A 10,670-nucleotide genomic window follows, 5' to 3' on the forward strand; every position below is an offset into this window, starting at 1 on the left:
GGCTCAGGCGCAGGTCCAGGCCGACATCCCCTGGAGGCGGGCCAGCCGCCGGGCCACTTTGATCTGCTCCCGGCGCGTGGCGAGGTCCGCCCGGGGCGCGTACTTGCGTCCACCGGCCGCGATCCAGCTGGACTGGGCGAACTGCAGCCCGCCGTAGTACCCGTTGCCGGTGTTCGCCCTCCAGTTGCCGCTGGACTCGCAGGCGGCGATGGCGTCCCAGTCCGGGCCGAGACCCCGGGACGGGAGCGCGGTCGCCGCGGGTCCGCCTGCCAGCGCCGCGGTGGTCGCCGCGACCAGCAGCGCCCCGCGCAGTCCGCGGCGACGAGGGTGCTGACCTGATGCCCCGTCATGACGGACGGGGGCCCTGTCGATGTTCTGCTGCCAGTTCATGTGCAGACTGTTACATCATATGAACCGAAAGTAGCGAGGCGGCACGCCGCACGGGGAAGGGCTCCCGTTCATGACGTTCAAGAGTCCCGTCCATCGCGGCGGCCCCCGGCGCGGCCGGTTCGACCAGTTCGCGGAGTACGCCTCCAACTTCACCAGCTCACCGGTCTTCTTCCTGCTCTGCCTGCTCCTCGTCGGCTTCTTCGTCGCCGCCCACGCGGCCCACCTGGACCTGGAGTTGCTGCTGCTGGCGGGCGAGTCCATGACCGCCGTGACGCTGTTGCTGCTCGCCCTGCTGAAGAACGCCGAGATGCGCGCCGAGCACGCCATCCAGCGCAAGCTCGACGCACTTGCCCGTGCCCTGCTGGAGATGAACAAGGACGACCACAGCCCGGCCTTCGAGGATCTGAGGAATTCGATCCGGATGGAGGAAGAGACCTGACCGGGCCGGCGAAACGCCGCGGCGGTCCTTCCCGGTGCCCGGCGAAACGGACACCATGCCGCGTCATGGACATTCTGCTGGTCGTGAGCGCGTTCAACAGCCTGGCCCAGCGTGTGTACGCCGAACTGTCGGACCGCGGGCACCGGGTGGACGCCGTCCTCGCCTCGCACGGCGCCGAGGCCGTCCGCACCGCGATCGCGCGGACGCACCCGGAGCTGCTCATCGCCCCGATGCTGCGCACGGCGCTGCCCGAGGACGTGTGGCAGCGGCACACCTGCCTCGTCGTGCACCCGGGACCACCCGGGGACCGCGGGCCGTCCTCCCTGGACTGGGCGATCACCGACCAGGCGGCGCGCTGGGGCGTGACCGTGCTGCAGGCCGAGGCGGCCATGGACGCCGGTGACATCTGGGCGTCGATGCCGTTCGAGACGTCCGACGTGGGCAAGAGCGACCTGTACCGCAACGAGGCCGCCGACGCGGCGGCGGCCGCCGTGCTGCTGGCCGTACGGCGCTACGAGGAGGGCTCGTTCAAACCGCTGTCGCAGAACGACCCTTCGGTCCGCGTGATGTGGCGCGACGTCATGCGCCAGTCGCAGCGCCGTATCGACTGGGACAACGACAGCACCGCCACCGTGCTGCGCAGACTGCGCGCGGCCGACTCCCGGCCCGGAGTGCTCGACGAACTGCACGGCCGGGAGGTGTTCCTGCACGGCGGCCACCCCGAGGACCGGCTGCGCGGACGCCCCGGCGAGCCGCTCGCCACCCGCGCCGGAGCGGTGTGCCGGGCCACCCGGGACGGCGCCGTGTGGATCCCCGAACTCAGGCCGCGCAAGAACTCCGGCGACCCCGCGCCCTTCAAGCGCCCGGCCGCCTCCGTCCTCGGCCCCTGCTCGCTCCCGGAGGCCCCCGTCCCGCTCGAACTGCCCCCCGGGCGGCGCACCTGGACCGACATCCGCTACCACCGCGACGGCGACGTCGGCCACCTCACCTTCTCCTTCCCCGGCGGAGCCATGAGCACCGACCAGTGCCGCAGGCTGCTCGCCGCCTACCGGTACGCGCTCGCCCGCCCCACGCCCGTGCTGGTCCTCGGCGGCACCCGCGACTTCTTCTCCAACGGCATCCACCTGAACGTCATCGAGGCGGCCCCCGACCCGGCCGCCGAGTCCTGGGCCAACCTCAACGCCATGAACGACCTCGTCGAGGCGGTCCTGCGCACCACCGACCGGCTGGTGGTCGCCGCGCTCGGCGGCAACGCCGCCGCCGGGGGCGTCATGCTCGCGCTCGCCGCCGACGAGGTGTGGTGCCGCGGCGGCGCCGTGCTCAACCCCCACTACCGCCGCATGGGCCTGTACGGCTCCGAGTACTGGACCTACAGCCTGCCGCGCCGCGTCGGCGCGCGGACCGCCGAACGGCTCACCACCGAGGCGCTGCCCGTGAGCGCCGCCACCGCGCACGGCCTCGGCCTGGTCGACCGTCTGCTGCCCGTCCCCGCACCGGAGTTCGCCGACCAGACCGCCCGCATGGCGGCCGAGCTCGCCGCCGCCCCCGACCTCGCCTATCGGATCGAGGCCAAGGCGGCGGCCCGCGCACGCGACGAGGCCGTACGGCCGCTCGCGGACCACCGGCGCACCGAACTCGCCCGGATGCACGACATCTTCTTCGACCCCGCCGCGCCCTACCACGCGCTGCGTTCGGCGTTCGTCCGCAAGACGCCGAGCGGCCCCGCCGACCCCCTGGCCCCGCCCGTGCTCCACCCGGCCGGCGGGCACGCGTGATGACGACCCCGCCCGGGTCCCGCCCCCGGATGCTCGTCGCGGGCGTCGGCAACATCTTCCTCGCGGACGACGCCTTCGGCCCCCACGTGGTGCGGGCGCTCGCCTCCCGGCCGCTGCCGGCCGCCGTGCGGGTGCGGGACTTCGGCATCCGCGGCCTGGACCTCGCCTACGAACTGCTCGACGGATACGACACCGCCGTCCTGGTCGACGCCGCCCCGCGCGGCCACCGGCCCGGCACCCTGTCCCTGATCGAGCCGGACCCGCCCGACGCCACCACCGCGGCCGCGGCCCCGCCCGAGGCCCATGGCATGGACCCCGCCAAGGTGCTGGCGCTGGCCGCCCACCTCGGCGACGGACCGCTGCCGCGGGTCCTCGTCCTGGCCTGCGAGCCCGACGTCCTCCCGCGTGCCGACGAGGACATCATGCCCGGGCTCAGCGGCCCGGTCGGCGCCGCCGTCGACCGGGCCGTCCGGGCGCTGCACACCATCGTCCCGGTCCTGCTCGCCGACCCCGCGGCCACCCCGTCCTTGGGCCGCCCGGACGAATCCGCCCCGCCGCACACGGCTGCGCTGCCGCTTCCGGCCGCCGGCACCGCACAAGATCGGTGAGTGGCCGGACGGCCCCGCCCGCCACGAGCAGCCCCTCCCGAACCGACCGCGAGGAACCGACCCGACCGCGAGGAGAAGCGACATGTGCCGATCCGCCGACGTCACACACGACGTCAAGCAGGCGGTCCTCGCCAAGAACGACGACCTGGCCGAGGCCCTCAGAAACGACCTGGCCCGGCAGGGGACCGCTCTCGTCAACCTCCTGTCCAGCCCCGGCAGCGGCAAGACCGAACTCCTCGGCCGGGTGCTGGCCCGGGCGGTCGAGCGGGGCGTCCCGGTGGCCGCGCTCACCGCGGACCTGGCCACCGAGAACGACGCGCGCCGACTGGCCCGCTCGGGCGCACCCGTGCAGCAGGTGCTCACCGACGGGCTGTGCCATCTCGAGGCCCGCCAGGTCCGCGCCCGGCTGACGGGCCGGCTGCCCGCGGCCACCCGGGTGCTGTTCGTGGAGAACGTCGGCAACCTCGTCTGCCCGGCCTCGTACGACCTCGGCGAGAGCCTCCGCATCGTGCTGATGGCCGTGACCGAGGGCGAGGACAAGCCGCTGAAGTACCCCACCGCCTTCGGCTCCGCGCACCTGGTCGTGGTCACCAAGACGGACCTGGCCGAACCGGCCGGCTTCGACGAGGACGCCTTCCGGGCCAACGTCCACCGGGTCAACCCCGGGGTGGAGATCGTACGGTCCTGCGCCCGCACCGGCGACGGCGTCGACACCGTACTGGACCGGGCGCTCGCCGCCCTCGACGGCACCCCGCCGCACCACCCGCCCCTCGCCCCGCGCCCCCACGGCGTCGGTCACGGTCACGGCCACCGTCCGGGCCCCGTGCACACAGCCGTCGACGAGTACGCCGACGACACCCGCGCGCAGCCCCGCCCGGCCACCACTCCCGCCTCATGACCGCCCCCGCCACCGCCCCGGTACGCCGCCGGCTCACCGTGCGCGGCACGGTGCAGGGCGTGGGCTTCCGGCCGTACGTGCACCGGCTCGCCGCCGACCTGGCGCTCGCCGGTTTCGTGAGCAACACCGCGAGCGGGGTGCTGATCGAGGTCGAGGGCCCCCCGGACGGCGTGGCCCGGTTCTGCGACCGGCTGGCCCAGCAGCCCCCGCCCCTGGCCGCCGTGACCGGCATCGGACTCGAAGAGCTCCCCGCCACCGGTGCCGCCGACCCCTTCACCATCCGCCCCACCGAGTCGTCCACCGGCCGCACCCAGCTCCCGCCCGACACCGCGACCTGCGCCGACTGCCTGCGGGAACTGGCCGATCCCGCCGACCGCCGCCACCGGCACCCGTTCATCACCTGCACCCACTGCGGCCCCCGGTTCACCATCGCCACCGCGATGCCGTACGACCGCCGGGCCACGACCATGGGCGCCTTCCCGATGTGCCACGCCTGTGCGCGCGAGTACGCGGACCCCGCCGACCGGCGCTTCCACGCCCAGCCCGTCGCCTGCCCCGACTGCGGACCCCGGCTGCGCCTGGTGCCCGCGGAGGGAAGCGGCCCGCGCCCGGCCCGGGACGCCGAGGCACTGGCGGCGGCCCGGTCGCTGCTCGCCGCCGGGCGGATCGTCGCCGTGAAGGGCATCGGCGGCTACCACCTGGCCTGCGACGCCACCGACCCCCGTGCCGTCGCCACCCTGCGCGCCCGCAAGGCCAGGGGCGGCAAGGCCTTCGCGGTGATGTGCGCGGACCTGGCCACCGCGGAACGCATCGCCGTCCTGGGCGAGCGCGAACGGGCCGTGCTCACCGGCCCCCGACGGCCCGTCGTCCTGCTGCGCCGCCGCACCCCGGGCCCCGGCCCCCGGCCCGCCGAAGAGGTGTGTCCCGGCAGCCCGCACATCGGCGTGATGCTGCCCTACGCCCCCCTGCACACCCTGCTGTTCGGGCTGCCCGGCGACCCGCCCGGCCCCCGAATGCTGGTGATGACCAGCGGCAACCGCTCCGGCGAGCCCATCGTCACCGACGACGACGAGGCGCTGACCCGGCTGTCCGGGCTGGCCGACGCCTGGCTCGCCCACGACCGGCCCATCGCCTGTCCGTGCGACGACTCCCTGATCCGGGTACGCCCCGACGGCACCGAGCAGGTACTGCGCCGCTCCCGCGGCTATGTGCCCCGCCCGCTGCGCCTGCCGTTCCCGGTGCGTCCCGTGCTCGCGGTGGGCGGCGACCTGAAGAACGCGCTGTGCGTCGGCGAGGGCGACCAGGCCTGGTTCGGCCCGCACATCGGCGACATGGGCGACCTGGCCGGCCTGGAGGCGGCCCGGCGGGCCGAACGGCACCTGCTGGCCCTCACCGGGGTCAGCCCCGAACTCGTCGCCGCCGACCGGCACCCCGGCTACCACTCGGCCCGCCGCGCACGTCGGCGGGCCGCCCGACTCACCCACCCGGAGCCGGTGTTCGTCCAGCACCACCACGCGCACATCGCCTCGGCGATGGCCGAACACGGCCTCGACGGGACCACACCGGTGATCGGCGTCGCCTTCGACGGCACCGGGTACGGCGACGACGGCACCGTCTGGGGCGGCGAGTTCCTCCTCGCCGATTACGCGGGCCACCGCCGTTTCGCCCACCTCGCCCCCGCCCCGCTGCCCGGCGGCGACGCCGGGGTGGCCAACCCGTGCCGCCTGGCGCTGGCCCGGCTGTGGGCGGCGGGCCTGCCGTGGGACCCCGGCCTGCCCAGCGTCACCGCCTGCGCACCGGAGGAACGGACCGTGCTGCGCAGGCAGTTGGAGCGGGGCCTGGCCTGCGTGCCGACCTCCAGCATGGGGCGGCTCTTCGACGCCGTGTCGTCCCTGGCCGGCATCTGCCACCGCGCGCACTACGAGGCACAGGCCGCGCTCGAACTGGAGGCAGCGGCCGCCGAGGCCCGCGAGGCGGACCGGGCGGCGTACCCCTTCGACCTGAGCACCGGCCCCGGCCCGGTGCTCTGCGACCCCGCGCCCATGCTGCGGGCGCTCCTCGCCGACCGGCGCGGCGGCACCCCCGCACCCGTCCTCGCGGCACGCTTCCACCGGGGCGTGGCACGGGCCGTCGCGGAGATCTGCCGCCGCGCCCGCGGGGCCACGGGCCTGAGCACCGTCGTCCTCAGCGGCGGCGTCTTCGCCAACGGCCTGCTGGAGGAGGAGTGCGCCGCTCTTCTGGCCGCGGACGGCTTCGCGGTACTGCGCCACGGCGAGGTCCCGCCCAACGACGGCGGACTGGCCCTCGGGCAGCTCGTGGTCGCGGCCCACGGGCGGCGACGGACACCGGACAGCGACGAGACCCCGGACAACGACGAGACGGAGTGACCCATGTGTTTGGCAGTGCCCGGCAAGGTCGTGTCCATCGACCACCGCGCCGACCCGCTCATCGGCGTCGTCGACTTCGGCGGGGTGCGCAAACAGGCGTGTCTCGAGTACCTGCCCGACCTGCGGGTGGGGGAGTACGTGATCGTCCATGTCGGGTTCGCCCTGCAACGGCTGGACGAGGCGTCGGCCCGGGCGTCCCTGGAGCTGTTCGAGCAACTGGGGCTGCTGGAGGAGGAGTTCGGCGACGCCTGGCAGCAGGCGGCCGAACAGGCCGGGAGCCGGAGCGAGGCCCCGCACGTCCCCGCGGCCGTCGCGCGCGATCACGGCGGGAGTGAGGCCCGATGAAGTACATCGACGAGTTCAACGACCCCCAGCTGGCCCGGCGGCTGCTGGACGAGATCCATGCGACGGTCACCCGGCCGTGGGCGCTGATGGAGGTCTGCGGCGGCCAGACCCACTCCATCATCCGGCACGGCATCGACCAACTGCTGCCGGAGAAGTTGGAGTTGATCCACGGTCCGGGTTGCCCGGTGTGCGTCACCCCGCTGGATGTCATCGACAAGGCCCTGGAGATCGCCGCGCGCCCGGGGGTGATCTTCTGCTCCTTCGGCGACATGCTGCGGGTGCCCGGCACCGACCGCGACCTGTTCCGCGTCAAGGGCGAGGGCGGTGACGTACGGGTGGTGTACTCGCCGCTCGACGCGCTCCGGCTCGCCCGGGAGCACCCCGAGAAGCAGGTGGTGTTCTTCGCCATCGGCTTCGAGACGACGGCGCCCGCCAATGCCATGGCCGTGCACCAGGCCCGCCGGCTGGGCCTGGACAACTTCAGTCTCCTGGTCTCCCACGTCCGGGTCCCGCCGGCCGTCGAGGCCATCATGACCGCGCCCGCCTGCCGGGTGCAGGGCTTCCTGGCCGCCGGGCACGTGTGCAGCGTCATGGGCACCGCCGAGTACCCGGAGCTGGCCGCGCGGCACCGCGTCCCGATCGTGGTCACCGGCTTCGAACCGCTGGACATCCTCGAAGGCGTCCGCCGCGCCGTCCACCAGCTGGAGCACGGCGAGCACCGGGTGGAGAACGCCTACCCGCGCGCGGTGCGCGAGGACGGCAACCCGGCCGCGCTGCGCATGCTCCAGGAGGTCTTCGAGGTCGCCGACCGCAACTGGCGCGGCATCGGACGCATCCCCGCCAGCGGCTGGCGGCTGTCGGACGCCTATCGCGCCTACGACGCCGAGCACCGCTTCGACGTGACCGGCATCCGCACGGAGGAACCCGCGGTGTGCCGGGCCGGCGAGGTCCTCCAGGGGCTGATCAAGCCCACCGAGTGCGCCGCGTTCGGCGCCGCCTGCACCCCGCGCACCCCGCTCGGCGCCACCATGGTCTCCAGCGAGGGCGCCTGCGCGGCCTACTACCTGTACCGCCGGATGAACGGCGCTCCGGCACCGGGCTCCCGCATCCCGCAGGAGGAGATGAACCCCGTTGGCTGAACTGGCTCCCGAGGCGACCGAGACCGCCCCCGTCGACCCCGCGAACTGGACCTGCCCCGCCCCCCTGCGCGACCAGCCGGTCGTGGTCATGGGCCACGGCGGAGGCGGCGCCCTGTCCGCCGAACTGATCCACGACGTGTTCGCCCCGGCCTACGGCAACCCCGTCCTGGCCGGCATGGGCGACTCGGCCGTCCTCCATCTCGGCGGCGCCCGGCTGGCGTTCTCCACCGACTCCTACGTCGTGCGGCCGCTGTTCTTCCCCGGCGGCAGCCTCGGCGACCTCGCGGTCAACGGCACCGTCAACGACCTGGCCATGAGCGGAGCACGTCCCGCCTACCTCTCGGCGGCCTTCGTCCTGGAGGAGGGCGTGGAGCTGGCCGTCGTCGACCGGATCGCGCGCGCCATGGGCGCGGCGGCCGAGGCGGCCGGCGTCACGGTGGCCACCGGCGACACCAAGGTGGTGGAGGCGGGCCACGGCGACGGTGTGTACGTCACCACCGCCGGGGTCGGGCTCGTCCCCGAGGGGGTGGACATCCGCCCCCAGCGGGCCCGCCCGGGGGACGCCGTGATCGTGAGCGGCCCGATCGGGCTGCACGGCGTGGCCGTCATGAGCGTGAGGGAGGGCCTGGAGTTCGGCGTCGAGATCGCAAGCGACACCGCGCCCCTGGCCGACCTGGTGGCGGCCATGCTGGCCGTCACCCCGGACGTTCATGTGCTGCGCGACCCCACTCGGGGCGGGCTCGGCGCCTCCCTCAACGAGATCGCCCGCGCCTCCGGCACCGGCGTGCGGCTCCAGGAGCGCGCGATCCCGGTACCGGAGGCCGTCGCGAACGCCTGCGGATTCCTCGGTCTCGACCCGCTGTACGTCGCCAACGAGGGACGGCTGGTGGCCTTCGTGCCGCTGACGGAGGCCGAGGCGGTCCTGGAGGCGATGCGCGCCCACCCGCAGGGCGCCGGTGCCGCGCTCATCGGCGAGTGCGTCGCCGAACACCCGGGCATGGTCGTCGTCTCCACCGGCCTGGGCGGCACCCGGGTCGTCGACCTGCCGCTCGGGGAACAACTGCCGCGCATCTGCTGACGCGGGACAGCCGCTGACCTGGGACAGCCGCAGCCCCGGGAGGAGGCGACCCCGCCGGTGTGTCGGGCACCGGTGGGATCGGTCCTCCCGGGGCTGCCGGAGTGCGGCGGCGGTCAGTGTGCGGGCGCCGGTTCGACGGCGGTGATCTCCAGCTCCCGTCCGCCGCGCAGGTCCCGCGACGGGCGGTCGCAGCGCGGACACCAGAAGAACGGCGGCATGCCCACCGCGAACTCCGCCGCGCACGGATCGCAGTACGCCCGTGCCGTCACCTGCTCGACGACCAGCCGGGCCCCGGCCAGGGCGGTGCCCTCCCGGGCCACCTCGAAGGCGAAGTCCAGCGCGTCGGGCACCACGCCGGAGAGCTCACCGACCCGCACGGTCACCGACGAGACGGCACTCGTCCCGTCGGCCCGCGCCCACTCCTCGGCCCGCTCCACGATCGCGGTCGCGATCGACAACTCGTGCACGGTCACTCCCCGTTGCTCATCGCCGTTCGGTGAGTCCGGCGAAGAACTCCTCCACGGCCGGCCACACCCGGCTGCCGCCCGACAGCCCCCGCCACTCCCGGCGCACGACGGCGACCATCCGGAAGCAGTCGTCGACGGGCACGATCCAGTGGTGGTCGAGGCCGCGGACGGTGTTCACCAGCAGCGCCTCCACCTCCGGTTCCAAAGTGGCCAGTTCGGGACACCGCTCGGCGGCCCGCCGCCAGGCGGCCGCGTCCACCTCCCACCGCATGGCCCCCGCCGGGCTCGGGCCCTGGGCGGTCACCGTGCCGTCGGCGTGCGGCACGAAGAACACCAGACCGACCGGCACCCCGAGCGTCTGTGTGTCGACCCCGCGCAGCCGGATCCGGCGCCGTGGCACGAGCCGGAAGCGCCCGCCGCCCGCGCCGTCCCCGGCGAACAGCACCGAACAGGGTCCGCAGGCGCAGCAGAGCTCCGCCTGCGCGGTGTCGTAGAGATGGGCGTGCTCCTCGGGCACCGGCGCGGCGCACAGCTCGCAGGACTCGGCCTCGGTCCCGGTCGGCCCGGCCGAGGCCGAGGAGCGGATCAGGCGGGCCAGCGCCCCGTCCGAGCTCACCGCACCTCCCCTGCCGGGGCCGCGCCCGTGGGCCGTCGCAGCAGGGCGTCCAGCGGGACGAACGCCGGTGCCGCGCGCCGGTCGGAGGGATCCGCGACGGACTCCACCGCGGTCAGTTCCGGAGCGGCGGCGAGCACCGCCTGGCGCACCGCCTCACGCACCGCCCCGCCGACATCGCCCGACCCGCCGCCGCACCCGGAACCGCAGCCGCCGCCGGTGCTCAGGCGCACCCGGGCCACCGATCCGTCCACACCGGCCCACTCCACGTCGCCGCCTCGCTCCTGCACGGCGGGTCGCAGCCGCTCGAGCGCGCGGGCGGCCCGGCGCTCGGCGGGCTCCGGATGGATCCCGTGCAGCACCAGCAGATGCTCCAGCAGCTCGTCCTCGGCCAGCTGCCGCGCCAGGGCGTCGTCAGCGCGCTCCAGCACCCGGGCCAGCGCCTCGCCGTAGACCTCCGTCAGCAGCCGTACCGCCTCCACCGCCAGGCGCACCGTCGGACCGGGCGCGCAGTCGAGTCCGGCGAGCAGC

Annotated in this window: 12 protein-coding genes; 8 read left to right on the plus strand and 4 right to left on the minus strand. The window is 74.8% G+C overall.

The window, feature by feature from the left end; genetic code table 11:
• Positions 1 to 3 precede the first annotated feature (3 nt).
• Positions 4 to 390, minus strand: a complete 387-nt coding sequence (locus tag IE318_RS36865) for a transglycosylase family protein (protein ID WP_189907287.1) — start codon at positions 388 to 390, stop codon at positions 4 to 6.
• A 70-nt stretch (positions 391 to 460) separates the two neighbouring features.
• On the opposite strand from IE318_RS36865, the gene IE318_RS36870 reads away from it, so the two are divergent.
• The 8 genes from IE318_RS36870 (at position 461) to hypE (ending at position 9,059) form a co-directional block, all read left to right on the plus strand.
• On the plus strand, positions 461 to 829 hold the full coding sequence (locus tag IE318_RS36870; RefSeq protein ID WP_189907288.1) for a low affinity iron permease family protein: 369 nt from the start codon (positions 461 to 463) through the stop codon (positions 827 to 829).
• Between the two features lie 65 nt (positions 830 to 894).
• The gene (locus IE318_RS36875) at positions 895 to 2,604 is read left to right on the plus strand and encodes an enoyl-CoA hydratase-related protein (protein ID WP_189907289.1); all 1,710 of its coding nucleotides are present in this window, start codon (positions 895 to 897) and stop codon (positions 2,602 to 2,604) included.
• A complete protein-coding gene (locus tag IE318_RS36880; RefSeq protein ID WP_189907290.1) occupies positions 2,604 to 3,212 on the plus strand; it encodes a hydrogenase maturation protease in 609 nt (202 codons plus the stop codon). Before IE318_RS36875 ends, IE318_RS36880 begins: the two co-directional genes overlap by 1 nt.
• 82 nt (positions 3,213 to 3,294) lie before the next feature.
• Positions 3,295 to 4,110, plus strand: a complete 816-nt coding sequence (hypB, locus tag IE318_RS36885) for a hydrogenase nickel incorporation protein HypB (protein WP_189907291.1) — start codon at positions 3,295 to 3,297, stop codon at positions 4,108 to 4,110.
• The gene (gene hypF, locus IE318_RS36890; protein ID WP_189907292.1) at positions 4,107 to 6,497 is read left to right on the plus strand and encodes a carbamoyltransferase HypF; all 2,391 of its coding nucleotides are present in this window, start codon (positions 4,107 to 4,109) and stop codon (positions 6,495 to 6,497) included. Before hypB ends, hypF begins: the two co-directional genes overlap by 4 nt.
• A 3-nt stretch (positions 6,498 to 6,500) precedes the next feature.
• Positions 6,501 to 6,842: a HypC/HybG/HupF family hydrogenase formation chaperone gene (locus IE318_RS36895; protein WP_189907293.1), complete on the plus strand. Its 342-nt coding sequence runs from the start codon at positions 6,501 to 6,503 to the stop codon at positions 6,840 to 6,842.
• Positions 6,839 to 7,981, plus strand: a complete 1,143-nt coding sequence (hypD, locus tag IE318_RS36900; protein WP_189907294.1) for a hydrogenase formation protein HypD — start codon at positions 6,839 to 6,841, stop codon at positions 7,979 to 7,981. The genes IE318_RS36895 and hypD overlap by 4 nt, the downstream gene beginning before the upstream one ends.
• On the plus strand, positions 7,974 to 9,059 hold the full coding sequence (gene hypE, locus IE318_RS36905) for a hydrogenase expression/formation protein HypE (protein ID WP_308438620.1): 1,086 nt from the start codon (positions 7,974 to 7,976) through the stop codon (positions 9,057 to 9,059). The genes hypD and hypE overlap by 8 nt, the downstream gene beginning before the upstream one ends.
• A gap of 113 nt (positions 9,060 to 9,172) precedes the next feature.
• On the opposite strand, the gene hypA is transcribed toward hypE, so the two are convergent.
• From hypA to IE318_RS36920, 3 genes are all read right to left on the minus strand, one after another.
• Positions 9,173 to 9,526, minus strand: coding sequence for a hydrogenase maturation nickel metallochaperone HypA (hypA, locus tag IE318_RS36910; RefSeq protein ID WP_030183448.1), 354 nt, complete (start codon positions 9,524 to 9,526; stop codon positions 9,173 to 9,175).
• Between the two features lie 16 nt (positions 9,527 to 9,542).
• Entirely contained in the window at positions 9,543 to 10,142 is a 600-nt protein-coding gene (locus tag IE318_RS36915; protein ID WP_189907295.1) for a DUF5947 family protein, read from the minus strand.
• A partial coding sequence (locus IE318_RS36920) for a NifU-related iron-sulfur-binding protein (protein WP_229904001.1) occupies positions 10,139 to 10,670 on the minus strand: 532 nt, incomplete at its 5' end. The genes IE318_RS36920 and IE318_RS36915, both read right to left, overlap by 4 nt.

The organism is Streptomyces spiralis (assembly GCF_014654675.1).
GTDB classification, from domain to species: Bacteria; Actinomycetota; Actinomycetes; order Streptomycetales; family Streptomycetaceae; genus Streptomyces; species Streptomyces spiralis.